Source organism: Undibacterium sp. Jales W-56, assembly GCF_025548535.1.
In the GTDB taxonomy this organism is placed as follows: domain Bacteria; phylum Pseudomonadota; class Gammaproteobacteria; order Burkholderiales; family Burkholderiaceae_D; genus Undibacterium.
Genome location: NZ_JAJLQW010000001.1, coordinates 293883 through 320534, shown reverse-complemented (window position 1 = coordinate 320534; position 26652 = coordinate 293883). Strand labels below are relative to the sequence as shown.

General features: G+C 53.7%; 21 protein-coding genes. 12 read left to right on the top strand and 9 right to left on the bottom strand.

Features of this window, described 5'->3' with window-relative positions:
• Positions 1–15: 15 nt before the first annotated feature.
• The gene (locus LPB67_RS01455) at positions 16–456 is read left to right on the top strand and encodes a MarR family winged helix-turn-helix transcriptional regulator (RefSeq protein ID WP_262835287.1); all 441 of its coding nucleotides are present in this window, start codon (positions 16–18) and stop codon (positions 454–456) included.
• 310 nt (positions 457–766) lie between these two features.
• Here LPB67_RS01455 and LPB67_RS01450 read toward each other — a convergent pair whose 3' ends face one another.
• From LPB67_RS01450 to yajC, 5 genes are all read right to left on the bottom strand, one after another.
• The gene (locus LPB67_RS01450) at positions 767–3853 is read right to left on the bottom strand and encodes an efflux RND transporter permease subunit (RefSeq protein ID WP_262835286.1); all 3087 of its coding nucleotides are present in this window, start codon (positions 3851–3853) and stop codon (positions 767–769) included.
• Positions 3850–5100 (bottom strand): efflux RND transporter periplasmic adaptor subunit, encoded by a 1251-nt coding sequence (locus tag LPB67_RS01445; RefSeq protein WP_262835285.1) that lies wholly within the window; start codon positions 5098–5100, stop codon positions 3850–3852. The genes LPB67_RS01450 and LPB67_RS01445 overlap by 4 nt, the downstream gene beginning before the upstream one ends.
• A gap of 203 nt (positions 5101–5303) precedes the next feature.
• On the bottom strand, positions 5304–6242 hold the full coding sequence (gene secF / locus LPB67_RS01440; RefSeq protein WP_262835284.1) for a protein translocase subunit SecF: 939 nt from the start codon (positions 6240–6242) through the stop codon (positions 5304–5306).
• 46 nt (positions 6243–6288) lie between these two features.
• Positions 6289–8154 carry a protein translocase subunit SecD gene (secD, locus tag LPB67_RS01435; RefSeq protein WP_262835283.1) on the bottom strand — a complete coding sequence of 622 codons (1866 nt, stop codon included), beginning with the start codon at positions 8152–8154 and terminating at the stop codon, positions 6289–6291.
• Positions 8155–8230: 76 nt separating this feature from the next.
• Complete coding sequence (gene yajC / locus LPB67_RS01430; protein ID WP_262835282.1) at positions 8231–8554, bottom strand: preprotein translocase subunit YajC; 324 nt, start codon at positions 8552–8554, stop codon at positions 8231–8233.
• 435 nt (positions 8555–8989) lie between these two features.
• Here yajC and LPB67_RS01425 point away from each other — a divergent pair, with 435 nt between their 5' ends.
• A complete protein-coding gene (locus tag LPB67_RS01425) occupies positions 8990–10288 on the top strand; it encodes a serine protease (RefSeq protein WP_262835281.1) in 1299 nt (432 codons plus the stop codon).
• On the top strand, positions 10285–11262 hold the full coding sequence (locus tag LPB67_RS01420) for an FHA domain-containing protein (protein WP_262835280.1): 978 nt from the start codon (positions 10285–10287) through the stop codon (positions 11260–11262). The genes LPB67_RS01425 and LPB67_RS01420 overlap by 4 nt, the downstream gene beginning before the upstream one ends.
• Before the next feature lie 237 nt (positions 11263–11499).
• Here LPB67_RS01420 and LPB67_RS01415 read toward each other — a convergent pair whose 3' ends face one another.
• From LPB67_RS01415 to queA, 4 genes are all read right to left on the bottom strand, one after another.
• On the bottom strand, positions 11500–12105 hold the full coding sequence (locus LPB67_RS01415) for a hypothetical protein (RefSeq protein WP_262835279.1): 606 nt from the start codon (positions 12103–12105) through the stop codon (positions 11500–11502).
• Positions 12106–12395: 290 nt separating this feature from the next.
• Positions 12396–13310 carry a TraB/GumN family protein gene (locus tag LPB67_RS01410; protein WP_262835278.1) on the bottom strand — a complete coding sequence of 305 codons (915 nt, stop codon included), beginning with the start codon at positions 13308–13310 and terminating at the stop codon, positions 12396–12398.
• A gap of 2 nt (positions 13311–13312) precedes the next feature.
• Entirely contained in the window at positions 13313–14446 is a 1134-nt protein-coding gene (gene tgt, locus LPB67_RS01405) for a tRNA guanosine(34) transglycosylase Tgt (protein WP_262835277.1), read from the bottom strand.
• 122 nt (positions 14447–14568) lie between these two features.
• Positions 14569–15618 carry a tRNA preQ1(34) S-adenosylmethionine ribosyltransferase-isomerase QueA gene (queA, locus tag LPB67_RS01400; protein WP_262835276.1) on the bottom strand — a complete coding sequence of 350 codons (1050 nt, stop codon included), beginning with the start codon at positions 15616–15618 and terminating at the stop codon, positions 14569–14571.
• A gap of 423 nt (positions 15619–16041) precedes the next feature.
• Here queA and recG point away from each other — a divergent pair, with 423 nt between their 5' ends.
• The 9 genes from recG to LPB67_RS01355 all read left to right on the top strand — a co-directional run bounded on the left by recG (position 16042) and on the right by LPB67_RS01355 (position 26609).
• Entirely contained in the window at positions 16042–18150 is a 2109-nt protein-coding gene (gene recG, locus LPB67_RS01395; RefSeq protein ID WP_262835275.1) for an ATP-dependent DNA helicase RecG, read from the top strand.
• A gap of 113 nt (positions 18151–18263) precedes the next feature.
• Positions 18264–18776 carry a GNAT family N-acetyltransferase gene (locus LPB67_RS01390; RefSeq protein ID WP_262835274.1) on the top strand — a complete coding sequence of 171 codons (513 nt, stop codon included), beginning with the start codon at positions 18264–18266 and terminating at the stop codon, positions 18774–18776.
• Positions 18777–18822: 46 nt separating this feature from the next.
• Complete coding sequence (locus LPB67_RS01385; protein ID WP_262835273.1) at positions 18823–19734, top strand: SDR family NAD(P)-dependent oxidoreductase; 912 nt, start codon at positions 18823–18825, stop codon at positions 19732–19734.
• 289 nt (positions 19735–20023) lie between these two features.
• Positions 20024–20968 carry a hydrogen peroxide-inducible genes activator gene (locus LPB67_RS01380; RefSeq protein WP_262835272.1) on the top strand — a complete coding sequence of 315 codons (945 nt, stop codon included), beginning with the start codon at positions 20024–20026 and terminating at the stop codon, positions 20966–20968.
• A gap of 115 nt (positions 20969–21083) precedes the next feature.
• On the top strand, positions 21084–21395 hold the full coding sequence (gene sugE, locus LPB67_RS01375; RefSeq protein ID WP_262835271.1) for a quaternary ammonium compound efflux SMR transporter SugE: 312 nt from the start codon (positions 21084–21086) through the stop codon (positions 21393–21395).
• A 14-nt stretch (positions 21396–21409) separates the two neighbouring features.
• On the top strand, positions 21410–21973 hold the full coding sequence (locus LPB67_RS01370) for a GNAT family N-acetyltransferase (RefSeq protein ID WP_262835270.1): 564 nt from the start codon (positions 21410–21412) through the stop codon (positions 21971–21973).
• 277 nt (positions 21974–22250) lie between these two features.
• Positions 22251–23756, top strand: a complete 1506-nt coding sequence (locus LPB67_RS01365; protein WP_262835269.1) for a S41 family peptidase — start codon at positions 22251–22253, stop codon at positions 23754–23756.
• A complete protein-coding gene (locus tag LPB67_RS01360) occupies positions 23753–24142 on the top strand; it encodes a hypothetical protein (protein ID WP_262835268.1) in 390 nt (129 codons plus the stop codon). The genes LPB67_RS01365 and LPB67_RS01360 overlap by 4 nt, the downstream gene beginning before the upstream one ends.
• A 211-nt stretch (positions 24143–24353) precedes the next feature.
• The gene (locus LPB67_RS01355; RefSeq protein WP_262835267.1) at positions 24354–26609 is read left to right on the top strand and encodes a patatin-like phospholipase family protein; all 2256 of its coding nucleotides are present in this window, start codon (positions 24354–24356) and stop codon (positions 26607–26609) included.
• Positions 26610–26652: the final 43 nt, after the last annotated feature.

Below are 26652 nucleotides of genomic sequence, written 5' to 3'. Positions count from 1 at the left end.
TTCTCGACGGTATTTATGGGCAAACGTTATCTGCGCAGCATACGATTACTGGCTGAATGCATGCAGGCGTTTGAACACGCCTCGGCATTGAATGTGCGCCAATTCGGGCTGACGCATTCCCAATTCGATATCGTGGCGACACTCGGCAACACGGCCGGCATGAGCTGCAAAGAGCTCGGTGAAAAAACCCTGATCACCAAGGGTACGCTGACCGGCGTGCTCGATCGTCTCGAACAAAAAGGCCTGATCCAGCGCGACCGCAATGGCGAAGATCGCCGTCAGCTTTTTATTAAATTAAGTCCCGCAGGAGAAGCGCTATTTGATGAAGTTTTCCCTCAGGTTGTGGCCAGCGGAGAAAAACGCTTTACCGACTATAGCGAACAAGACTTTATCGCTTTGGAAAAAACATTGCTGAAATTAAAAACCAGCCTGAACCGGCGTATCGGCAACAAGTAAACCCAGACCATTCTTCAGAGAAGTCCATGTCAGCGCGGCACAAGTTGCAGGCGACTTCAATCAACATAACGACGACAGCAAACTTGACCGCAGCCTGAATCATCAGTCCGCTGTTGCGCAAGCCAGAATATTTTTGCCGAAATAGATATTCCTTATCAGTATATTTTAAAACACGCCATAAACATTCGGATACAAGGCGATTTTTACAAAAATTCAGGGGAGTATATTGTTTTTGTAGCCTTTACCACATCCTTGATTACCTCTGTGCACAGCCCATCGCCCACAGCGCCAGGCAGTGCACGGATGCCGGTTACAGCGCCTCTCCGACGATAGGCCCTTTACCGCTGAAACGATCCAAAGCCAGATAAATTACCGGCGTGATGAACAAAGTAATCGCCTGCGAGAAGATCAGTCCGCCGACCACCGCGAGACCCAAAGGCTGACGTAATTCGGCACCGGCACCCAGACCAAAAGCGATCGGCAAGGCGCCGACCAGGGCCGCCAGCGTGGTCATCATGATAGGGCGGAAACGCTGGATACATGCCTCGCGAATCGCTTCCGGCGGCGTCATGCCGTGATGGCGTTGTGCATCGAGTGCGAAGTCAATCATCATGATGGCGTTCTTCTTCACGATACCAATCAGCAGCAGGATACCGATCGTCGCGATCAAGGTCAGGTCCTCGCCAAATAGTTGCAGCATCAACAAAGCGCCGACCGCAGCCGAAGGCAAGCCAGCCAGAATCGTCAGCGGATGGATATAGCTCTCATATAAAACCCCGAGCAAGACATAGATCACCAGCAAGGCGGCGACGATCAACACCACCTGGCCCGATTGCGAATTCTTGAACACCGCCGCATCGCCGCCATACGAGGTGATGATCGATGCCGGCAATTTAATCTCATCGCGGTATTGCTCAATCTTTTTAGTCGCATCACCGAGCGCCGCTCCCGGCGACAGGTTGAACGACACGGTCACCGCCTGCAACTGCCCTACGTGATTGATCGACGTCGGCCCGACTGTGCGTTTGATCGTCGCAAAACTCGACAAAGGCACCAGCGCGCCGGTATTGCTGCGCACATAAATCGCGTTGATCGCGCTCTCGTCTTTCTTCGCGTCGGGCGCCAATTCCATGATCACCTGATAGCTGTCCACGTTGGTGTACATGGTCGATACCTGGCGCTCACCGAATGCGCTGTACAAGCTGGAACGCACGCTGTCCATCGGCACGCCCAGCGCATTCGCTCGGTCCCTGTCGATGCTCAGCGACGCTTGCAAACCCTTGAGCTGAGAATCGGTGGTAACGTCTTTAAAGGCTGGATCATTCCGCAGCTTATCCTGCAATTTCAGCGACCAGTCGCTCAACTCGCTCGCCTCCACGCTTTGCAAGATGTATTGATACTGACTCTTGCTCGGACGGCCGCCCAGCTGCAGGTTTTGGGTAGGCCGCAGGAACACAGAAATACCGGCCACTTCACTAAGTTTTTTACGCAAACCATCGACTACTTGCTTCATCGGCTTGCGCTGGTCGCGCGGCTTCAGGTTGATAAACATACGACCGGTATTTTGCGAACCGCCGCCGCCGTTGAACGAAGTCGCCGTCAAGACGTTCGGATCATCGCGAATGATCTTGGCGGCCTTATCCTGCAAAATCACCATGGCTGGAAATGAGGTGTCTTCGGCTGCTTCCGTCGATACGCTGATTTGCCCGATATCCTCTTCAGGAAAAAATCCTTTCGGGATCACGGTAAACATATACGCTGTGGCAATGAAGGTCGCTAACGCCACCAGCAATACCGCGCCGCGATGACGCAGCGCCAGATCCAGGCCGCGTGTGTAAGCATGTAAGGATGCATTAAAACTACGCTCAAACACATGCAGCAAGCCTGCAATGGCACGCGGAGGCGGTTTCATGTCATGTTCGCTTTTCAGGAAGCGACTTGCCAGCATCGGCACCAGGGTCAGCGAAACGAAAGCCGATGCCACAATCGCCAGCGAGACAATCACGGCGAATTCATGGAACAACTGCCCGATCACGCCCGGCATGAAGAAGATGGGAATGAATACCGCAATCAGGGAAGTCGAGATCGAGATAATCGTAAAGCCGACTTCACGCGAACCCTGCAAGGCCGCTTTAAACGGCGGCTCGCCCGCCTCGACATGGCGCATGATATTTTCCAGCATCACGATCGCATCATCGACCACCAGGCCAACTGCCAGCGTCAGGCCCAGCAGTGAAATATTATCGAGCGTATAGCCAAAACCCCACAGCAAGCTGATGGCACCGATCAGAGAGACCGGCAATGACAAAGTCGGAATAATCGTCGCGACCATGTGCCGCAAGAACAAGAAAATCACGATCACGACTAAAAATATCGTCAGCAATAAAGTTAAATTGACATCATGCAAGGCATCCCGGATCGAGACCGAGCGATCATTGACCTGACTGATTTTGACGGAGGCGGGCAATTGCGCCTGATACGCCGGTAACGCCGCTTTAATCGCATCTACCACCTTGACCGTATTCGCATCGGTCTGACGCTGGATCGCCAAAGTGATCGAGCTGTCGCCGTTGAAATTCGCGGAAGATTTCACTGTTTCAAAGCTGTCTTCGATCTTGGCGACATCGCGCAGACGCACCACCTGGCCGCCTTTGTTGCTGACGATCAGACCGGCAAATTCTGCGGCGCTTTGCAATTGACGATTCGCCAGCAGGGTCAGGGTCTGCTTATCGCCTTCCAGCGTACCGACCGGCGTATTCGCATTCGAGGCGCGGATGCTTGCCGCTAATTCGTCGAGCGAAATATTGCGGGCTGCCAGTGCCTCCGGCATCACGCGCACCCGCACCGCATAACGTTTGATGCCGAAAATATTCACCTGCGCCACCCCATCCAGGGTGGACAGGCTAGGCGAAATCAGATGCTCGGCATAACTCGTCAATTCGGACAAGCTCAGCGATGGCGAAGTCAACGCCAGGAACAGAATCGGCGCATCAGCCGGATTCACTTTACGGTACGACGGCGGCGAAGTCATGTCTTGCGGCAGCGAACGCTGTGCGCGCAACAAGGCCGCCTGCACATCGACCGCAGCGGCATCGATTTTGCGATTCTGATCGAATTCCAGTGTCAGCGAAGTCGAGCCCAGCGTATTGCTGGAACTGATCACGGACAAGCCTGGGATAGTCGCGAATTGTTTTTCCAGCGGCAACGCGACCGAGGTCGCCATGGTCTCAGGACTGGCGCCGGGCAAATTGGCATTCACGCTGATGACGGGCGTATCGTAACTGGGCAGTGCCGCAATCGGGATATAGCGATAGGCCAGGACGCCCGCCACGATGATCGACAGATTCAGCAATACCGTCATCACCGGACGGCGAATAAACAGTTCCGACAGATTCATGATGCGCTCGCTGCTGAGGCTGCGACTGTGGCGGGGTTAGGCTGAGATGCTGGCTTATTGGCAGCACCGGCCAGGCCAGGTGCGCTATCGGATTTTTTATCGGCGCTTTTACTGTCCACATTACGCTCGCGAATCACACTGCCGGGACGCAGATTCTGCTTGCCATCGACGATCACTTTCGCCCCGGCCTCAATCCCTTGGACGACCGCTTCAGCGCCTGCTGCATTCAATAATGTCACGGGACGCAATGCGGCTTTGCCGTCGGCATCGACGATGTAGACGATGCTGCCTTTGGGACTGACCACCATCGCTTCCATAGGGATGACGATGGCATCCTTCAGGGTACGCACGCTCAGATCCACATTTGCATAGGCGCCCGGCCACAATTTCAAGCCCTTGTTATCGAACACCGCTTTGGCCTTGACTGTGCCGGACGCCGCATCCACCACATTGTCGACAAATTGCATGCGGCCTTTGAACTGTTCGGGACGATCCGGCAATTGCGCCGCTACTGCATTACCGCTCTGCTGCATGCTCTCCAGGGCATCTTGTAAATTACGCTGAGGCAGCGGGAAACTGATGGCAATCGGATCCATCTGGGTGATCGTGACCAAAGGCGTGGCCGTGGTATTCGCCTGCACCAGCGAACCGGGATAGACGCTGATCACGCCGGTACGCCCGGCAGCCGGCGCGACGATGCGGTTATAACTGAGTGCGACCCTGGCTGCATTGATAGCAGCGCGGTCGGAGGCAATCACTGCGGCCTGTGCATCGACCTGGGTCTGGCTGGCGTCCAGCACACTTTGCGCGACGAATTTTTTATCGAACAAATCTTTGCTGCGCGCCAACTGGCGTTGCAGGTCAGTCAGCGAGGCCTGATCCTTATCCAGTTGCGCCTGCGCCTTGGCCAGATTGACTTCATCGGGGCGGCTGTCGAGTGTAAATAACAATTCACCGGCGCGTACAAACTGGCCTTCCTTGATATACACCCTGGCGACTGTGCTGGTAATTTGTGAGCGGATATCGACCGTATTGAGCGCAGTAACGATGCCATTGGCGCTTAAGCGAACCGGATAGTCGCGCCGTTGTGCCAGCGCTGTGGTCACGCTGATCGGGCGATTCTCAGCACCTGTGGTCCTGGCTGTCTTGTCAGCGGCATCGGTCTTACCGCTACGCCATGTGTAATAGCCGCCTGCAGCGACTGCCGCAATACCTAATCCGATAACCGCCGTTCTTAATTTACTCATGCTTGTTTGCCTAGAGGGTAGTGCCGATGATTGCCTGATCGAAGGTCAACATCCGGCACAAATTCGGTCAATGCCGTAGATTTCAGAAAGCGTCATGCTATCAAAGAAAAAGCCAGCATATAGGCTGGCTTTGACTTTTAATACTTTTCGTTACATGCAACCCGGTTCAGTACACCTGAGCGGGAAATTTGGACCCGAGATCCTCAGACCACCGCGCCGTCCGTATCGTCTTTTTCTTTGACAGGCTTGATCAGGTCTTCACGCTTGACGCCTAACCACATGGCGATTGCCGCCGCGACGAAGACGGAAGAGTAAATACCGAAGCAGATACCGATGGTCAGGGCAATCGCGAAATAGTGCAGCGTCGGACCGCCGATAAACAGCATCGACAACACCATCATCTGGGTACAGCCGTGGGTGATCACCGTACGTGAAATGGTGCTGGTAATCGCATTGTCGATGACTTCGGTCACCGACATCTTGCGCTGCTTGCGGAAGTTTTCGCGGATACGATCGAAAATAACCACCGATTCATTGACCGAATAACCGAGCACCGCCAGCACCGCCGCCAATACCGACAAGTTAAATTCCCACTGGAAGAAAGCGAAGAAACCCAGAATGATGACCACGTCATGCAAGTTCGCGATAATCGCAGCCACCGCAAATTTCCATTCAAAACGAATCGCCAGATAAATCACCACACCGGCAATCACCATCAATAATGCCATCAAGCCATCGTGCGCCAGTTCGTCGCCGACCTGGGCACCGACCAGCTCGGTACGCTGCAGCTTAACTTCCGGATCCTGCGTTTTAAGCGCCTGCAATACCTTGTCGGTCTGTTGCGTGAAGTTGCCGTCTTTCGGCAAAGGCAAGCGGATCACCACATCCTGCGCCTTGCCGAAAGTCTGTACCGGCGTATCGGTATAGCCCAGGCTATCGACGGTGTTACGAATCGCATCGACATTCGCCGGCTTTGGGTAAGTCACTTCCATGACCGTACCGCCGGTAAATTCAACCGAGAAATGCAAACCCTTGTGCAACAGGAAAAACACCGCTGCCACAAATGTCAATGCGGAGATGACATTGAAGATCAGCGCATTGCGCATGAACGGTATGTCTTTTTTAATACGGAATAATTCCATGATGAATCCTTATATTCTTATCGCTGCTGAGTCGCTGAGTCGTTAACTATTCGGCCGGTTTCCAGATCTGACCGATCGCAATCGAATTCAGTTTCTTCTTACGTCCGTACCAGAGATTGACGACGCCGCGCGACACAAATACCGCGGAGAACATCGAGGTCACGATACCCAGGCAATGCACAATCGCAAACGCTTTAATCGGACCGGAGCCGAACATCAGCAAGGCCAGACCGACGATCAGGGTGGTGACGTTGGAATCCAGAATCGTCGCCCATGCACGGTCAAAACCCGTGGCAATCGCGGCTTGCGGCGTACTGCCGCCCCGTAGTTCTTCGCGGATACGTTCATTGATCAGGACGTTGGCATCAATCGCCATACCCAGCGCCAGCGCAATCGCTGCCATCCCCGGCAATGTCAGCGTCGCTTGCAACAAGGACAGAATAGCCACCAGCAACAGCAAGTTAACCGACAAGGCCAGGACGCTGAATACGCCAAACAGCATGTAATAAACCGCCATGAAAATGCCGATAGCGATAAAGCCGTACAGCGTCGAGTTCAAGCCCTTCTTGATGTTCTCTACCCCCAACTGCGGACCGACGGTACTCTCTTCAATGATATCCATCGGTGCCGCCAGCGAACCAGCGCGCAGCAACAAGGCCAGGTCAGCGGAAGCTGATGCCGAACCCATGCCCGTGATATTGAAGCGCGAACTTAATTCCTCCTGAATCGTGGCGACGGTCAACAGCTCGCCCTTGCCTTTTTCAAACAAGACGATCGCCATTTTCTTGCCGATCTTGCCACGCGTGCCTTCGCGCATCTTGCGGCCGCCGTCGCCGGTCAGGTCGATGCTGACTACCGGTTGCTGATGCTGGTCGAAACTCGCCGACGCACCGGAAATATAGTCGCCGGTAATCACCGGGTCCTTGTACAAAATTGCCGGGCCGCCGCGACCGACTTTAAACATTTCAGAACCGAAAGGCACCGCGGTATTGTCATCGACGACACCGATCACGCTTTCATCCACCAGACGCACTTCCAGCGTGGCCTGACGACCGATGATTTCCTTGGCGCGGGCGACATCCTGCACACCTGGCAATTCAACCACGATACGGTCTGCGCCCTGCTGCTGGATGATAGGTTCGGCCACACCGAGTTCATTGACACGCTTGGCCAGGGCCGTGATGTTTTGCTTCACGCCTTCGGTCATGGCGGCTTTCAGCGCTTCCGGCTTCAGGCTGACTTGCAGATTGAATTCGGTATTGTCCGCATTCTTGGTATCGACCAGATTCACATCCGACATCTGGTTGCCGAGGATATTTTTTGCCTTGGCAACGGTCTCAGCATCGCGGAATTTAACGTTGATCAGATCACCGTCACGGGAAAGACCGGCATGGCGCACTTCCTTGTCGCGCAATATGGTACGCACCGAGGATTGCAGGCCTTGCAGACGTTTGTTCAACACGGCTTTGGTATCGACCTGCATCAGGAAATGCACGCCGCCGCGCAAATCGAGACCGAGATACATAGGGAAAGCATGCAAGCTTTGCAGCCATTTCGGGGTATTGGGCGAGAGATTAAACGCCACGCCGTAAATCACTTCGGCTAAATCCGGGTTCAGCGCTTTTTCGATGACAGACTTGGCTTTGAACTGCGCGTCGGTATCCTTGAAACGCGCCCGCACGGTGCCGACCACGCCATTATTTTCATAGGTCAGGCTGGTCGATTCGATGGCTTCTTTTTTCAAGATTTGATCGACGCGATCCACCATGCTGCTGTCGATCTTGACCGTAGAGCGGGTGCTGCTGATTTGCAAAGCCGGCGATTCGCCAAAGAAATTCGGTGCGGTGTACAGCGCACCGAAGATCAGGGCGATGACAATGAGAAGATACTTCCAGAGAGGATAGCGATTCATATCGGTTCAGAATAAGAGTAAAGCTGGGCTGAATGAGCAACGCAGCCTACATTGCAGGCTGCGCCGGATCAGAGGATCAGATCGCTTTGATGGTGCCCTTAGGCAGCAACATGGTAACGGCCACTTTTTGCACCACGATTTCAGTGCCATTCGCGACTTCGAGCGTGACGTAGGCATCGGTCACCTTGGTGACCTTGCCCAGGACGCCGCCGGCGGTAACGACTTCATCGTTTTTCGCCAGGGCTTCCATCATGGATTTTTGTTCTTTTTGACGCTTCATCTGAGGCCGTATCATCAGAAAATACAATACGACGAACATCAAAATGATGGGTAAAAAACTCATCAGATCACTACCGCCACCGAAAGGGCCTGATTGCGCATAAGCATTGGAAATAAACACGTTGAATTCCTTAAATTTTAATAATTATCTGCAGGGCAAGAACAAATCGACATCAGGTCACCAGATGGTGACAAAAACACCAATTAAAAGGGTCTGCCGATGGTCGCAAAGCGCCACATTCTAGCATTGGAGTGCGCGATTGCTGCGTTTTAGTATGGCGATACTATTCCGTCAATCCAGTTTTGCGCGGTGTACCGGCATTTTTTGTGGAAATCCTGCACAAATCCAACGGTCGGCAACTATTTCTATGGCAGCATCATCCGGGAATGCTAATGCTGGCGGGGTACGGGCGAACAATTAAGTTATGCTAGCGGCAATGTTAACGAAAAAATATGAATGAAAGACCGCATGCGATTTTTAAAACCGGCAATTTTGCGTTGTCATTTAAATTACTTAATAAATTGTTGCTTAATGAGTTTAAGCAGTTTGCTTATCTTGACGAATGCATTGGCGGCGGCTCAAACCACGCCGCCCGCCTCGGCTGCCAGCGAGGGCGACGCCAGTCCGGTGCGTCAGCCGCCCTCGTCCGCCGCCCAGAAACTGTACTCTTCAGCCAAGGCCGATTTATTGCAAATCCGCATGTTGCTGAAAAATGCGCGCAGCCAGTCGTCCGTCGGCTCCGGCTTTCTGATCGGCACCAGCAATCTGGTCCTCACCAATTACCATGTCGTGTCGCAAATGGCGCTCGACCCCGATGTCTATGCCGGTGAATATATCGACACCGAAGGCAAACGCGGCCCGGTCGAATTATTGGCGGTCGATGTGCTGCATGATCTGGCGGTGGTCAGGATCAATCGCAACGGCAGCGGTTTTTTCACGATTCCCGACACGCTGGCGCCGCTGACTCAAGGGCAGTACCTGTACTCCCTGGGCAATCCCCTGGACCTGGGCTTTGCGATCTCTGAAGGTTCGTACAACGGCGTCATTACCCGCAGTTTTTATGATCAGCTGATGTTTACCGGCCCGATCAATTCCGGCATGAGCGGCGGTCCCAGCGTCAATGTCGACGGTGCGGTCGCCGGCGTGAATGTCTCTAAGCGGCTGGACGGCGAGCTAGTCAGTTTTTTGGTGCCGATTAAATACGGGCAAGAGTTATTGAAAAAAGTCGCGCAGCAAAGCAAGCCGCCCAAGGATTTTAATCCATTGATCGGCGAGCAATTGCTGGAACATCAGCGCGGCATGATAGAGCGCCTGCTCGATGCGCCGTTCACACAAAAGAACCTGGGGCCGTATCAGGTCCCGGTGCGCGAATCAGATCAGGTGCGCTGCTGGGGACATTCGAATGTCAAAGACGAAGTCGGTTTTACGGTTGACAGCATCAATTGCAAAATGGAATCGGCGATCTTTATCTCCGACTCGCAACAGACCGGGCATGTCTCCATGGGACACCAGTACCTGACCACCAAGACGCTGGATACCTTGCGTTTTTCAGTGCTGGCGAGCCGTATGTTCAAAGCCAACAATATGGGCTATCGCAAAGACAGCCAGCAGACCGGCGCCTCCTGTACCGAACAGTTTGTGACGACCAAAACCCTGCCATTGCGCGCGGTGCTCTGCATTCGCGCCTATCGCAAGTTTGTCGGCTTATATAGCTTCAGCTTATTCACTGCCAGCACCGATGAAGCCAAAGCCAGTTTACAGAGCCGGCTGGATGTGACCGGCGTCTCTTATGAAAACGGGATGAAGACCAGCCGCAGCTTCCTCGATGCGATGTCGCGCGGGAGCAAAAAATGAGCGCGCCCTATTTCATCGAAGTGCTGGCGCGCAATGGCGACGTGATCCAGCGCCACCAGGTTACGGCACTGCCCATCCGCATCGGACGCGCTTACGATAATGAGGTAATCCTTGACGATGCGCATATCGCCGCACACCATCTCATCATCGAACTCGATAGCGACGGCCACTTGATCGCACGCGACACCGGCAGCCTGAATGGCATTATTTACGCAGGCAAAAGACAATCGACGCTGGCATTGCATGGCAACACCGTGATCCGCATCGGGCATACCAGCATGCGGCTGCGCGATGCCGGTTTCGCGGTCGCGGCGGAAGTGCCTGACCGCACCAGCCACACCTGGGAAGGTTTTATCCCGGGCATGATAGGCGCGTTCCTGATCGCCTTGTTCGCGATTTATTCCACCTGGCAAACTGATACCAAACCGCTGCAAGCGGTTAGCTATGTTCAGGCGATCGCCTACACGCTGGGCGGCGGCCTGATATGGAGCGGTCTCTGGGCAATCGCCAACCGTCTGTTCGCGCAGCATCCGCGCTTTGGCCGTCACCTGTTTATTTTCGGCGCAGGGATAGCGACGTTGACACTGCTCGAATTGGGCTCCGGCGTGATCGCCTATGCATTTTCACTCGACTGGCTGAGTCGCTACATTGTCCATCTATATGTGATCGCGTCTTGCACCATGCTGTTTTTTCATTTACTCACCATCAAACCGCATCACCCGAAACGCTTCGCAGGCGTGTCGGTATTTCTGATGCTGCTGAGTTCCAGCCTCATCTTGATGAGCAATGAACAAAAGCTGGGCAGACTTACCAGCGAAGCGTTTATGAGCGTACTATTGCCGCCGGCAATACGCATCAGCCCCGATCACAGCACCGACGAATTCATGCAAAACGTCAGCGCCATGAAAGCCAGGCTGGATATTGAGCGCACTAAAAAAGTCAAGGATGATGGTAGTGATTCTGAGGATGATTGAATCTAAAGAACGTCATTCTGATTACTCATAACTCATTAATATGGCTCGCAAAAAATTGTCAGCTTTTTTACTTCAGAAATCAAAATGATTATTTATTTTTTGCATTACATATTTGTATTCGCTTGAAATTGGCTGCGAATTTAAGATTGACAGCAATCAGTCACGGTTGGAACATTTGAATCGCCACGGCCCGCGCGACTTTTCGCTTAGGCTCGGTTGAATAGTTGGTTAGACAGACTAATACATGCGGTTCTTGTATAGCTTGAGATTGTGCTCCTTTGCCACCGCAACAAATCGCTCGTACACCTTGTTGTAGTCGTCGAGAGACCTCATTTGTGACCACTGAGAAAGAAGTTTCTCCTTCTCCTCCTTTTCGATATAAGGGGTAACGATGAGCAAATGTTGTTTGAAGTCAGTGATAGCGTTTAGGACGATTACCTCGCCAGATATTTGGACTAGGCCGTAAAAGATGTACAGAGGAATAATGAATTGAATAAAGAAGTAAGCAACCTTCTTCATCAAAGTCACCGGTTTCTTCTTTTCCGTTTCTTCGTCTGGCACTCCAAGAAGACTCTTCTTTATTCTTCCTGCTATCTCGAACCAAAGCACAGCAAAGACAACAAGAATCGCCGTGAGAACGAAGAAAGAGTAGTTAACTGGCTCCAATGTTGCTGCTCGAATATAACGAGCGTTTACAAAATCAATAAGTACACTGAACGTTGAGGTCGCCAGCCAATCTCCGAACGCTGGAGCAAATGCCCAAATAACGGACGCAAGGACAGACCCTATGGCACCGTAGAATATTGTAAAGGCTTTCGGGTTAGTATCGATTTTCTTAAACATGATTAGGGCTGAGTTAGAGAGATGCTAAAAGTGTTTTAATTTTCATTTTGCAAAATTTACCAAAACAAAAAAAGTAGGTCGTCGGTTTCTTTTCTCCGGAAATCCATATGAAGCATAGCCCAAATCGCTTATACCTAGAAACAAAAGATGTAAGCGAATTAACAAAAAGGACGTAGGGATTAACTTGAATTCTATCAATGAAATTTACAAGATTGAAATAACTTACGAGCGTGCGCTTTCGGATTCAACTGAACGACACACCATGCTGATGAAATCTGACCAAGCGCAACTTACTCAACACGGTTTATCTGAAAACCTTTTTTCTTCAAGAGATCGAGAATACTGTTTTTACCTATCATGTGCCCGGCACCGACCACCACGAAGACCGGCTGGCCGCCATTCATCAGCTTGATGATTTTTTCACTCATACCTGCGTTGCGGTCGTCGAGTAAGCGTTTCATCAATTTGGCGGTGGCGGCGTCTTTGTTGTTCAAGTCGGCCAGGATTTTTTCCAATGCCGGGGCATCGCCGGATTTCCAGGCGGCGACCAGGTTGTCGGATTCTTTGACGGCATCGCCGTTCTGAATACTTGTCAGGGTGGAGGCCAGCATTTCATCGCCTTCCTTGTCGCTGAAGTCCGTCAAGACCTTCAACTGGAATGCCAGGGTTTCCAGTTCCTTGATTTTTTTATTCTCGGCTTTGGCGCGGTTCAGAAAATACACATCAATACCGGCTTGCGGCTGATAGCCCTGGCTCATCATGGCGCCGACCACCAGGCCGGTGCTGACCAGTGCCGGTTTCAGCATTTGCAATTGCTTGATCGCAGGGCCTGCGACTTTATTCAGCTCGGACCAGGTCTCGGCGGAAATGTGCTTGTCCAATTGATCCGGTGCTTTATAAATCACCAGCGGCATCAGCTTGGCAATCGCTTTCTGGTCTGTGGCATCGACCTCGACTGCCAGCACTCTGGATTTGGCATATGCATCCTCTACCGCCGGTGTCAGCGGGTAAAAGTCCGGCTTGGCGAGATGGATCGAGCCCAGCAAATATGCGGTTTTTTGACCGGCCTTGATTTCCCACATCAGGCCTTTTGCAGGCTTGAGCTCGGCGTCCGCAAACGCGGCCTGATTCAAGGCCAGCAGCAGAAACGCACTGACCAGTCCGGCCAGGGTCCGACGTAATTTATTGGTTTGATTGCAGAACATGATTACACTCCTCTTGCACGGTCAGCATGGAATTGCGCGACAAACTCCGGGAAACGCTCATCATCCAGCGACTGGCGAATACCTTTCATCAACTCAAGGTAGTAATGCAGATTGTGGATGGTATTCAGGCGTGCGCCGAGGATTTCGCCGGTGCGGTGCAGATGATGCAGGTAAGCGCGGGAGAAGTTTTTGCAGGCATAGCAGGCGCAGGTTTCATCCAGCGGTGCCTTGTCTTCCTTGTAGCGCGCATTCTTGATCTTGATGTCGCCGTAGCGGGTGAAAATCCAGCCATTGCGCGCATTACGGGTCGGCATCACGCAGTCGAACATGTCGATGCCATTCGCCACGCCGGCCACCAGATCTTCCGGCGTACCGACGCCCATCAGGTAATGCGGTTTGTTCTCCGGCAAACGAGGACCGACGTGCGCCAGCACGCGCAGCATATCTTCTTTCGGCTCACCGACCGACAGGCCGCCGATCGCGATTCCGTGGAAATTCAATTCGTTCAAACCGGCCAGCGATTCATCGCGCAGATGCTCGAACATGCCGCCCTGCACGATGCCGAATAAGGCATTCGGATTGCCGCCCTGATCAAATTCGTTCTTGGAACGTTGCGCCCAGCGCAGCGACATGCGCATGGATTTGGCAGCTTCTTCTATCGTCGCCGGACGTCCGTCGATTTCATACGGCGTGCATTCATCGAATTGCATGACGATGTCGGAATTCAGCGCGCGCTGGATTTGCATGGAGATTTCCGGTGACAGGAACAGACGCTCGCCGCTGATCGGCGATGCAAACTTGACGCCCTCTTCGGTGATCTTGCGCATCGCGCCGAGCGAAAACACCTGGAAGCCGCCGGAGTCCGTCAAGATCGGCTTGTTCCAGCCCATGAAATCATGCAGGCCGCCAAATTTGTTAACCACATCCAGACCGGGACGCAACCACAGATGGAACGTATTGCCGAGGATGATGTGGGCATCGATTTCTTTGAGTTCCAGCGGCGACATCGCCTTGACCGAACCGTAGGTGCCGACCGGCATGAAGATCGGCGTCTCAATCACGCCGTGATTGACGGTGACGCGACCGCGACGGGCTGCGGTGGTTTTGTCTTTTTTAATTAATTGAAATTCAAGCATAGGATTTACCGGCCTAAAAAGAAAAATGCATTGTAGGGTGCGCCGTGCGCACCGGAAGCTTGGGTGGACCATTGGTGCACATGGCGCACCCTGCTGATTATCGATCCCAGAGGGAGTTTCATTTACTCTTTCTGGTCAGAGGTATTGGTCAGCAACATCGCATCGCCATAACTGAAAAACCGGTAGCGATGAGCGATGGCATGCGCATAGGCAGCGCGGATGCGATCATAGCCTGCAAATGCGGATACCAGCATCAGCAGGGTGGATTTTGGCAAGTGGAAATTGGTGATCAGCCTGTCCACGGTCTTGAACACATAGCCCGGCGTGATAAACAAGCGGGTGTCGTCGCTGCCGGCTTGCAGGCTGCCTGATTGCGAACCGGATTCCAGCGCACGCATGCTGGTGGTGCCGACGGCGACTACCGATTTGCCTGCCGCCTTGGTGGCGCGCACTGCATCCACGGTGGCTTGCGGGATGGTGTACCACTCGCTGTGCATGGCGTGATCGGCCAGGTTCTCGGTACGCACCGGCTGAAAAGTCCCGGCGCCGACATGCAAGGTCACATACGCGAACTGTATGCCTTTTTCCTGACAGCGATCGAGCAAGGCCTGATCAAAATGCAGACCCGCAGTCGGCGCAGCAACCGCGCCCGGCACCCGCGAATACACGGTTTGATAGCGCTGCTCATCGAAGTCGTCGGCTTCATGATTGATATACGGCGGCAGCGGCAGGCGACCGTATTGTTCAATCAGTTCAAACACATCGCCGGGAAAATGCAGGGTAAAAAATTCACCGGCACGCTCGCCGACCACCACATCGAAGGCATCCGCCAGCCGGATTTTTGCGCCGGCCTGCGGCGACTTGGAAGCGCGCAATTGCACATGCACGATATGCGCACCGGCCGTATTGCTGATCACGCGTTCAACCAGCATTTCGACCTTGCCGCCGGTTTCTTTGACGCCGTGAAAACGCGCCTTAAGTACCCGGGTGTCGTTAAACACCAGCAAGTCGCCGGCCGACAATTGCTCGACGATGTCGGCAAAATGCCGGTCCGCTAGCCGGTCGCCATCGACATGCAATAAACGCGATGCCGAACGATCAGGCAAGGCGGTTTGCGCGATCAGTTCTTCGGGCAAGTCAAAATCAAAATCACTCAGGGTCAGGGTAGGCATGCGATGCAATAAGTAAAAACAATATGGTAAAGAGAACCTCTAAAAAACCTTTAATCGAGATGCAACGCTAGGCACAAAACGCAGCAATACGTCGGTATTGCGAGGCTTTGTAACGACGCGATGCGCTCGAGTATGGGGTTTTTAGAAGTTACCTAAAACGTCTGCGCAGTATTTATGAGGTCTAACAAGGCTTTTTGGCTTGGAACCCGCATGAATAGTGTGGGTTCCATTTAAAAAAATTACTAAAAGCGACAACAATCTGACGCATCGATGAAACTTCGCGCTAGACACTGTATAAAAAAACAGTAGAATGACGTCATTCCATTGCATGATGCAATCTGTAGCAGCCGCTAGCAGCAATGCGTAACTCCCTGCGCCAATGGTAAACCGGTCAGACGAATAGAAAACCCAGCATTCTACCTTATGCCTGCTCCCTCTCCATCCAGTCCACGCACACCAGCTAAGGCAAGCAAGACGCGCGGGCAATCAGCCGCCGTACCCAAAGCGCCGGCGCATAAGCTGGCCGACAAGTTTGCCAGACTCGGCTTACGGTCTGATATGGATTTTGTGCTGCATCTGCCGATGCGCTACGAGGACGAGACCGAGATCACCAGCATGCACGATGCGAGCTTTCGCGGCGGCAGCATGGTGCAAATCGAAGGCGTGGTAACCGAATGCGATATCCAGTACCGGCCACGGCGTCAGCTGGTCGTGACGATTGCCGATGAGACGGCGCAAGTGGTGTTGCGCTTCCTGAATTTTTACGGCAGTCAGACCAAGCAGATGGCGGTCGGCATGCGGGTGCGGGCGCGCGGCGAATTGCGTCACGGCTTCTTCGGCGCCGAGATGGTGCATCCTTCGTACAAAATGGTCAACGCAGGCGCACCGCTGCCAACCGCTTTGACGCCGGTCTATCCTGCCGGTGAAGGCATCTCGCAAACCATGCTGCGCAAAGCGATCGCGACCGCGCTAACCAAAGTCGATTGGCAAGATACGCTGTCCCCCGCGCTGCTGGCAGAATTGCAGCTGGCTGGCTTCGAGGCCTCGGTACGGCTGCTGCATAATCCTCCGCCCGATGCCGATCAGCATAGTTTGATTGAGCATGAACACCCGGCCTGGCAGCGCATGAAGTTTGACGAACTGCTGGCACAGCAACTCTCACTGAAGCGGGCGCAGGCGACCCGCCGTGCCAAAGGCGCGACTGCCTTGCCGGTGGTCGGCGAACTCTGCAATGCGTTTTTAATGACACTGCCGTTCACCCTGACCGGCGCACAAGAGCGCGTGCTGGCAGAAATTCGCAGCGATCTGAAGCAGAGTTTCCCTATGCAACGACTGTTGCAAGGCGATGTCGGCAGCGGCAAAACCATCGTTGCGGCGCTGGCGGCGGCACAGGCGATCGATAGCGGTTACCAGGCGGCCTTGATGGCGCCGACCGAGATTCTGGCGGACCAGCATTTTCGTAAGATCGCTGCCTGGCTGGAACCGCTAGGCGTTAAAACAGCATGGCTGACCGGCAGCCTGAAGAAAAAAGACAAAGCGCAAGCGCAGGCCCTGATCGCCTCCGGCGAAGCGCAACTGGTGATCGGCACCCATGCCTTGATACAGGACGCGGTGCAGTTTTTCAATCTGGGACTGGTGATCGTCGATGAGCAGCATCGCTTCGGCGTCGCGCAGCGCCTGACTTTGCGGAACAAGGCGCAAGCCGGGAAAATCCCGCATCAATTGATGATGTCCGCCACACCGATCCCGCGCACCCTGGCGATGACTTATTACGCCGACCTGGAAGTCTCGATAATTGACGAATTGCCGCCGGGACGCACGCCAATTGTGACGCGCGTAGTCGACCAGAACCGGCGCGACCAAGTCATAGAGCGGGTCCACGCAGCAGCGCAAGATGGCAAGCAAGTATATTGGGTATGCCCGCTGATCGAGGAATCGGAAACCCTGCAATTGCAGACCGCGACCGAGACTCATGCAATGCTGAGTGCAGCCTTGCCCGATCTGCGGGTAGGCTTGGTGCACGGTCGCTTGAAGCAGGCAGAAAAGCAGGCGGTAATGGACGCGTTTACTAAAAACGAGATCCAGGTATTGGTCGCCACCACCGTGATCGAAGTCGGCGTCGACGTACCGAATGCCAGCCTGATGGTGATTGAACATGCCGAACGTTTCGGGCTGTCGCAGCTTCATCAGTTGCGTGGCCGGGTCGGTCGCGGTGCGGCCGCCAGCGTGTGCTTGCTGCTGTATCAGGGACCATTGGGCGGCACCGCAAAACAGCGCCTGATGACCATGCGCGAAAGCACCGATGGCTTTGAAATCGCCCGCAAAGACCTGGAGCTGCGCGGCCCCGGCGAGTTTTTAGGCGCACGACAATCAGGCGAAGCGCTGCTGCGTTTTGCGAACCTGGAAACCGATCAGTGGCTGGTCGAAAAAGCACGGAATCTGGCGGTCGATTTACTGAAACATGACGTAGCGACGGTCGATGCGCATCTGCAGCGCTGGATGGGAAATAAGGAAGAATTTTTACGGGTTTGATTTGCTTATTCAAACCCAACACATCACACCCCTCTCCCGCGCGCGGGAGAGGGGTGAAAAGCAAGTACTCAACAACAAATATCTTATAAACACAAACACACAAAAATCTGCCCATGAACACCATCATCAACGCCGACCTGCACCATCCCCAGCATGCACAGGATCTGCTCATGCTGCTTAACGCTTATGCATCCGACCGCATGGGCGGCAGCGATCCGCTGTCGGCATTTGCCCGCGCCAACCTGATTCCGGAATTACAAAAACGCAGCAACGTGCATGCGGTGCTCGCCTATGTCGATGGGCAGGCGGCGGGTTTCAGTATTTGCTTTGAAGGCTTTTCGACTTTTGCATGCCAGCCTTTATTGAACATCCATGATCTCGGCGTACTCGATGAGTTTCGCGGTCTGGGATTGTCCAAACTGATCCTGAACCACATCGAACAGCTGGCCCGTGAACATGGGTGTTGCAAAATGACCCTCGAAGTCCTCGAAGGCAATCATCTGGCCAAGGGAATCTATCAGAGCCTGGGCTTTGCGGGTTACGAATTAGACCCGGCAATGGGCGGCGCGATCATGATGCAAAAAAAATTAGCGGCGTCAGCCAATTCAGACGACAAACTAAAATAGAATAGTCGTACTTTTTTATTTCGACTTCACTTCTAAAGGGTAAAACATGACGATCGATTTCAAAGGCCGGGTGGCCATCGTGACGGGTGCGGGTGGCGGTTTGGGTCGTGAACACGCATTGGCATTAGCCAAACGCGGCGCCAAAGTGGTGGTCAATGATCTCGGCGGTGCGCGTGACGGTTCCGGCGGTTCATCTGCCGCGGCCCTGGCGGTGGTCGAAGAAATCCGGCAAGCCGGTGGCGAAGCGATTGCCAATGGCGCCTCGGTCACGGATTTCGTCGCGGTGCAGGCGATGGTCAAGCAAGCCGTCGATACCTGGGGCCGGATCGATATACTGGTCAACAATGCCGGCATTTTGCGCGACAAGAGCTTTGCCAAGATGGAACTCGACGATTTTAAACTCGTGCTCGATGTGCACCTGATGGGTGCCGTCCATTGCTGTAAAGCGGTCTGGCCATTCATGATTGAGCAAAAATACGGTCGTATCGTGATGACGACTTCGTCCTCCGGTTTGTACGGTAATTTCGGTCAATCCAATTACGGCGCAGCCAAGCTGGCACTGGTCGGCTTGATGCAAACCCTGGCATTGGAAGGCGCGAAGTACGATATCCGCGTCAACAGCCTGGCTCCCACCGCAGCGACCCGCATGACAGAAAGCCTGTTCCCGGAAGCGATGCTGCAAGCTCTGCAAGCATCCGATGTCGTGCCGGCCATGCTGGTGCTGGCGGCTGAAAACGCACCGACCCGCACCATTTTATGCGCCGGTGCCGGCAGCTTTGAGGCTGCGCATATCACGCTGACCCAGGGTGCATGGATAGGTCGCGGCGACGATGCGCCAGAGCGCCTGGCGGCACAACTGGCCGACATCAAAAAGCGCGACGGCGAAATCGTACCGGAAAGCGGCATGGCCCAGGGTCATGCCGAATTGACGCGCGCGATGAGTCAGATGTCAGACTGAACGGGAGCGCGATCTCTTATGCATGTCAGTGCCCATGCAAGCTCATGGGTACTGACTACCATCATTGCGGTAAGAACAGATATCAGAATTCGTCTACAAAATTGCACTATATTTTGCTTTTCAGACAAGTCAACGAAATTAATACTCCTATGCAGTATTGCTATATTCATGCCTTATCCCGCATATAATATCGCGTGATTTAAAAATACTCCCCCTATTTCTGCCATTTTAGACGAAACCTGGTCACGCACTTGCTGACGTTGGTAAAAGTCTGTGCCACACTAGCAACATGACACTCACAGAATTAAAATACATCGTCGCAGTCGCTCGCCAAAAGCACTTTGGTCACGCCGCCGAAGCCTGTTTTGTCGCGCAGCCGACCTTGTCTGTCGCCATCAAAAAACTCGAAGAAGAATTGGGCGTCACGATTTTTGAACGCGGCGGCACCGAGGTCTCGACCACGCCTTTGGGTGCCCAGATTGTCGCGCAGGCCGAGCGTGTACTCGAACAAACAGCCGCCATCAAAGAAATCGCCAAACAGAATAAAGACCCTCTGGCAGGCCCCTTCCGCCTCGGCGTGATTTATACGATAGGTCCGTATTTGCTGCCGACCCTGGTCAAGACCATGATCAGGCAAGTACCGCAAATGCCGCTGGTCTTGCAAGAAAATTTCACCGTCAAATTGATGGAACTGTTGCGCCAGGGCGAACTCGATGCGGCGATCATGGCCTTGCCTTTACCCGATCAGGGCATGATGGTGCAAGCCTTGTATGACGAACCTTTTGTGGTTGCCACCCCGCGCGATCACGTCTGGGCCGACCGCACCGAAATCTCGACCGAAGAACTGAAGTCCGAAACCATGCTCCTGCTTGGCAATGGTCATTGCTTCCGCGACCAGGTTCTGGAAGTCTGTCCAGAAATGGCGCGCTTCTCCACCGCAGGCGACGGCATCGCCCGCAGCTTCGAAGGCTCGTCATTAGAGACCATCCGTCACATGGTGGCCTCCGGCATCGGCATCACCGTGTTGCCGATGGCATCGGTGCCCGATCTGGATACCAAGGATGGCATGTTGCGTTACCTGCCGTTCAGCGCACCCGCACCGAACCGTCGGGTAGTCATCGCCTGGCGCAAGAGCTTTACCCGCCAGGCCGCGATTGAAGCGATCCGCCAGGCAGTACTCGCTTGCGATTTGCCCGGCGTATCGATGCTGGACGAAGCCGCCAGCGCGCAATAAGCCCAGCATTACAGCCTTTTAGACCCGGATCAACTGGCTTCTTCAAGCGCTGAATCCTTGTGTCGAATTAATGCAGATCCGCCTTTTAACCTTTACTCTCAACCCTCAAATATCGATGGCCTGGTTAATTTTATTCATCGCTGGCTTGCTCGAAGTCGTCTGGGCAATCGGACTTAAATACACCGATAATTTTTCTCGCCTGTGGCCATCGCTGGGCACGATTGCAGCGATGGCAGCCAGCGTCTGGTTACTGTCTATCGCCATGAAAACCCTGCCGGTCGGCACTGCCTACGCGGTCTGGACTGGCATCGGCGCGGTGGGCACCGTGGTCCTTGGCATCATCTTGTTCGGCGATCCGGCTACTGCGACCCGCTTGCTGTGCATGGGCCTGATCATCGCGGGCATCGCCGGATTGAAATTCTTGTAGTAAGCGGGGCTGCGATGTCATCCACTGTATTGATAACGGCATTGACAACGGCGCGCCTGGATTTGCACACGCTGGCGCCCCAGGATGCCGCTATCCTGCAAGACTTTCTGCTGGCCAATCGTACTCACCTTGCACCTTGGGAACCCGCCAGGGAAGAAAGCTTTTTCAGCATAGAACAATGCCAGCAAAGACTGACCGGTAACTGGCTCAGCATGGAATCGGGGCAAGCGCTCTACCTCGCGATTTTCAAACAGAATGAAGCCAGGATGATCGGCGCCTGCAACTTCAACAACATCGTGCGCGGCATCTTCCAGGCCGGCCATCTCGGCTACGCAATCGCAGCAGAACACGAAGGTCAGGGTTATATGCAGGAAGCCTTGCAAGCAGCGATCCGGCATATGTTCGAGCAACAAGGGCTGCACCGCATCATGGCGAATCATCTGCCTGAAAATACCCGCAGCGCCGCAGTCTTGCAGCGGCTGGGATTTGAGCGCGAAGGCCTGGCGAAATCGTACCTGAAGATCAACGGCGTGTGGCGTGACCATGTATTGAATTCCCTGGTAAATCCAAGGAATTAGCCAGCCTTGCGTAGCGATCGATTGCGCACCATGCTTTAAGAATGCCCGCACATTACCCGTCAAACACGATACAAGTACACCCTGCCGTAATGGATTTTTTCTGGATTCGCGTTAGAATTTTTAGAGAGCCGACTCCAGAGAAATGTAAAAAATAGTTAATTACCTTATATATTTTTACAACTCTATAGTGCATCATACTGCTTTGCCAAAATCGGCCTGCTGGATTTTGAGCGAACAGATCATTGTGTAACACTCACTAATTTGACATCCAACCTAGATGAAATCTTTTAAATTAATCGCTTTAACGATCGCCGCCTCATCCGTCCTTGCCGCATGCGGCGGCGGAGGTTCATCCGCTATTCCCGATACATCGGGATCAGCGGTTTTACCGCCATCCAGCTCGGTAGCGAATTTTTGCCAATCACCACGTACAGGAACCGATCCTTATAACAATAATCTGCCCTATCCAGACAGGCAGGGAAGCTTAAGCAACGAAAAGACCTGGTTACGCTCATGGATAGATGAAACCTATCTATGGTATGCAGAAGTCCCGACAACACTGAATCCTGCAAGTTACAACACCGCGATTGATTATTTCAACGTCTTGAAAACCACTGCGATTACCCCGTCCGGCACGCCCAAGGATCAATTCCATTTTACTTATCCAACCGCTGACTGGAATGCCATATTGCAGGCAGGCGTTGAATTCGGTTACGGTATCCATTGGTCGCGCAGCACTCGTAATGTCACGCCACGCAACTGGATCGTGACAACGCTGGAGCCGGATTCTGCTGCCGCCAAGGCGGGCTTGATGCGTGGCGATAAATTGATTAGCGTTGATGATGCTGACTTCCTCAATGGCACGGACAGCACTACGATTGCCATCCTCAATGGGGGATTATTCCCATCCAAGGATGGCGAAATACACAAATTCGTCATCAGCCGCAATGGCAGCAATCTGACTTTCACTATCGCGGCAGGGAATGTCTTCACGACTCCGGTGCAAAATGTGAAGACCATCGACACGCCCACCGGCAAAGTCGGTTATCTGACTTTTAACGACCATAATGTGGTCTCGGAATTGCAATTAGTGAATGCGATTACCCAATTGAAAGCAGCGAATATCAGCGATCTGGTCCTGGATCTGCGTTATAACGGCGGCGGGCTGCTGGCGATTGCCAGCGAACTGTCCTACATGATTGCAGGTCCGGCGGCAACCAGTGGAAAAACTTTTGATCAACTGATACGCAACGACAAGACTCCACCAGAACCGGCAACACCGTTTTACTCGACCGCAGTGGGTTACGACTCTAAGGCCGGTATCGGTGGTAAAGCCTTGCCTTACCTCGGTTTAAAACGCGTCACTATACTGACGAGTGCGAATACTTGCTCCGCGAGTGAGGCTATTATCAATGGTCTGCAAGGGATTGATTTAGAAGTCAACCTGATCGGTGCTCAAACCTGCGGCAAACCTTACGGTTACAACCCGACGCCCAATTGTGGCACGACCTACTTTGCGATTCAATTTAAAGGCATCAATAATAAGGGGTATGGCGATTATGCAGACGGTATCCCGGCAACGTGCAAGGTGGCGGATGATTTTTCCCATGCGTTAGGTGATCCCGCAGAAGCTCAACTGGCGGCGGCACTGAGCTACCGGAATACCAAAACCTGCCCGGCATCCAGCACCGGTTTGCAATTGAGATCCGAAGCGATGTCCAGCGCCATGCAATTGGTTCGCCCAATGGTGAAAGAAATCGCTATCTACAGCAAACCACGATGAAAAATTTGCGTATCTGCCTATTATTTTCGGTGGCAAGCATCAGTGCATGTCAGGCTTTCACCCCTCAGCCTGACGTGCCTGCACGTTTGCTGGCAATGAATACCGGGGTCAAGCAGGAATTGCAAAAGGAAGTTGCAGGCATGCTAGGTCTGCCATCGGTCTCGCTGGCAGATAATACGCTGCTTGACAGCAGTCAGTTTGCCTTTGTGAGAACACCGAGATATGACGAATCAGGCCAGTTATTGCAAGGCCGGGTGATAGAGCCGCCAGCCCATCTGTTCAAACTGGTTATCAGGGGCAAAGATTGCTGGCTGCTGTATAAAGCTACTTCACAGCATCCTGCCAAAGAAAGTCGATTAAGTCTGGCAGCATGCAAGCCTGAATAGAGCAGGATTAGCGATCAAAGTAACACCATACCGGGAGCTGATGCTCCCGGTATTTTTTTACGAGAAAGCAGAATCTATTTCAAATGCATTGCACTTTACCGTTATCACAACGCTATACTCTGGCGCTTCTGACTATTTTTACTGATGTCAAATCCTTACATGCTTAAGCACTGAATACCTTGCTAAGCGTCTATTGAAAGTACCGTCCATCATGTCACTCCGTCGCGGTTTAGCGCTTTGTTATGCGCTGTTTCTAATTGTCTCTGCGAATTGTTCGCTTGCGCAAAGCGAGCCGAAATCCCTCCCCTTAACTGCGGAGGTCAGCACCTTGCCACCCCGGCCAAAGATTGCGCTGGTGCTGTCCGGTGGCGGTGCGCGTGGCTTTGCGCATATCGGTGTGCTGCGCGCCTTGCGTGCACAAAGAGTGCCGGTGGATATCGTGGTTGGCACCAGCATGGGGGCCGTGGTGGGAGGCGCGTATGCCGCCGGGCGCTCGGTCAGCGAGTTGGAACAAATCGTCCGCAATACCGCATGGGACCGCGTATTAGCCGATCGCCCTGCACGCTACGATCTGGATTTCCGCCGCAAGGAAGAAGATCTGCTGCTGCCCTCGCGGATTGAACTCGCGGTCACCAAAAACGGCTTGTCCTTGCCGCCTGCCGCGGCCGGTAATGCGGCATTGGAACATGCGCTGACCCGCCTGCTGCCGCAAGGGATGCGCGATCGACCTATCAATCAGCTCGGTCTGCCTTTTCGCTCGGTCGCTTCCGATCTGCTGACAGGTGAATTGGTAGAAATGCGCGACACGCCCTTGTTCCTGAGTATGCGCGCCTCGCTGGCAGTGCCTGGGGTGTTTGCTCCGGTGCGTTTGAATCAGCGCCTGGTCGTGGATGGCGGCCTGGTAAGCAATTTGCCGGTAGAACTGGCGCGCGCGATGGGGGCCGATGTGGTGATCGCGGTGAATGTCGGAACGCCTTTGGCGAAAGAAAACGAAATCAGCAGTGCCTTCGGCGTTGCGCAGCAAATGCTGCAGATCCTGACTGAGCAAAATGTGCAACGCTCGATTAAGGAGTTATCCGGCAAAGATATTTTGATCGCACCTGACTTATCGGGCATCAGCTTCCTGGATTTCGGCTTGCATGAACGGGCGATTAATGCGGGAGAAATTGCCGCCCTCAAAATGACGGACCAACTGAAAAATCTCAGTGTCAGCGCCGAACAATATGCGGCGCTCGACCAGCATAGACTGGAAGCCAGCAACGATGAACGCGGCACGAACAAAGCATTGCCAATCGCGAAAATCGAAGTCCAGGGCAATCAATACATCAACCCCAAGGCTTTGATTGCCCAATCAGGATTGCAGACCGGCCAGGCTCTGACATCCGATCAGATTCGTCAGGCAACGACGCGTTTATACGGGCGCGGCGATATCGATAATATAGAAACCGAAATCACGGATAGCGACGGCCAGAGAAATGTCGTGATCAAGCCGAGCGAATCCAAATCGAGTCGTAACCGCCTGCGTTTTGGCCTGGAGTTAGCCAGCGATTTTTCGGATGACAATCACTTTGCGCTGAGCATGATGCATGTGGCCTCGTCGCTGAATAGCTATGGCGCCGAGTTGCGTAGCATGGCGAAACTTGGCAGTCAGCGGCAAATCGGCACGCAATTATGGCAGCCGCTGGGCACCAGTTCGCCGTGGTATCTGGCCCCTTCAGCCGAATTCGGCGGAACTGCCGTCGATCTGTTCCAGCAAGGTAAAAAAGTGTTCCGCGTCAGTGCGCATAACAGCAGCGGCACGGTCGTGCTGGGACGTCAATTCGATAACTGGGGCGATCTGCAATTCGGCGTCAGCCGCCGTTTCGGCAAATACAGCGTGATCCTGCCGGAAGACGCGGCAGCGCCGGGCGTCCGCTATTACGATACCACGCAGTTCGTACAATTCCGCCTGGACACCCTGGATTCGCTGGCTTTCCCGGTACGCGGCAATCTGGTGACCGCGTTGTGGGAACGCTCGCCCAGCAAAGGCGTGGGCGAACCTTCATTGGCACGCTCCTCGCTTACCGGACTGTCGGCTTTTCAAGCAGGCGATTGGGCCGGTCACATTTACGGCGAATGGTCGCGCTCGCAACGCGGCCTGGCACCGAGCAGCCTTGGCGGTTTCTTACGTTTATCGGGCACCACGGCGGATTCGCTGGATGGCAATTCCGTGTTGTTGGGACGGGTCGTCGTGGCACGTCGCGTGGGCGATATGCCGACCACCGTCGGCGGTGCGATTCGCCTGGGATTTTCAGCGGAATTAGGTGGCGCCTTCGGGACAAATCAGGCGTTACGGTTCGGCAATTTAAAACAGGCAGGTAGCGCCTTCATCTCGATGGACACGCGCTTTGGTCCCTTGTACTTTGGTGCCGGCGCGACCCGCAGCGGCAATTCGACTGCGTATCTTTTCCTGGGGCCAGTCTGGTAGCGCGACTTTTTCCATTGGAACCGGAATCCTGCCCTCGCTTATT

Excerpts from the sequence above, each read along its gene's own strand:
- LPB67_RS01415 (WP_262835279.1), bottom strand. The coding sequence starts at position 12,105 with ATGTTTAAGAAAATCGATACTAACCCGAAAGCCTTTACAATATTCTAC.
- LPB67_RS01420 (WP_262835280.1), top strand. The coding sequence starts at position 10,285 with ATGAGCGCGCCCTATTTCATCGAAGTGCTGGCGCGCAATGGCGACGTG.
- LPB67_RS01445 (WP_262835285.1), bottom strand. The coding sequence starts at position 5,100 with ATGAGTAAATTAAGAACGGCGGTTATCGGATTAGGTATTGCGGCAGTC.
- recG (WP_262835275.1), top strand. The coding sequence starts at position 16,042 with ATGCCTGCTCCCTCTCCATCCAGTCCACGCACACCAGCTAAGGCAAGC.
- LPB67_RS01410 (WP_262835278.1), bottom strand. The coding sequence starts at position 13,310 with ATGTTCTGCAATCAAACCAATAAATTACGTCGGACCCTGGCCGGACTG.
- LPB67_RS01360 (WP_262835268.1), top strand. The coding sequence starts at position 23,753 with ATGAAAAATTTGCGTATCTGCCTATTATTTTCGGTGGCAAGCATCAGT.
- LPB67_RS01380 (WP_262835272.1), top strand. The coding sequence starts at position 20,024 with ATGACACTCACAGAATTAAAATACATCGTCGCAGTCGCTCGCCAAAAG.
- LPB67_RS01355 (WP_262835267.1), top strand. The coding sequence starts at position 24,354 with ATGTCACTCCGTCGCGGTTTAGCGCTTTGTTATGCGCTGTTTCTAATT.
- sugE (WP_262835271.1), top strand. The coding sequence starts at position 21,084 with ATGGCCTGGTTAATTTTATTCATCGCTGGCTTGCTCGAAGTCGTCTGG.
- LPB67_RS01385 (WP_262835273.1), top strand. The coding sequence starts at position 18,823 with ATGACGATCGATTTCAAAGGCCGGGTGGCCATCGTGACGGGTGCGGGT.
- LPB67_RS01450 (WP_262835286.1), bottom strand. The coding sequence starts at position 3,853 with ATGAATCTGTCGGAACTGTTTATTCGCCGTCCGGTGATGACGGTATTG.
- secF (WP_262835284.1), bottom strand. The coding sequence starts at position 6,242 with ATGGAATTATTCCGTATTAAAAAAGACATACCGTTCATGCGCAATGCG.
- queA (WP_262835276.1), bottom strand. The coding sequence starts at position 15,618 with ATGCCTACCCTGACCCTGAGTGATTTTGATTTTGACTTGCCCGAAGAA.
- LPB67_RS01390 (WP_262835274.1), top strand. The coding sequence starts at position 18,264 with ATGAACACCATCATCAACGCCGACCTGCACCATCCCCAGCATGCACAG.
- LPB67_RS01370 (WP_262835270.1), top strand. The coding sequence starts at position 21,410 with ATGTCATCCACTGTATTGATAACGGCATTGACAACGGCGCGCCTGGAT.
- LPB67_RS01455 (WP_262835287.1), top strand. The coding sequence starts at position 16 with ATGGGCAAACGTTATCTGCGCAGCATACGATTACTGGCTGAATGCATG.
- secD (WP_262835283.1), bottom strand. The coding sequence starts at position 8,154 with ATGAATCGCTATCCTCTCTGGAAGTATCTTCTCATTGTCATCGCCCTG.
- LPB67_RS01365 (WP_262835269.1), top strand. The coding sequence starts at position 22,251 with ATGAAATCTTTTAAATTAATCGCTTTAACGATCGCCGCCTCATCCGTC.
- tgt (WP_262835277.1), bottom strand. The coding sequence starts at position 14,446 with ATGCTTGAATTTCAATTAATTAAAAAAGACAAAACCACCGCAGCCCGT.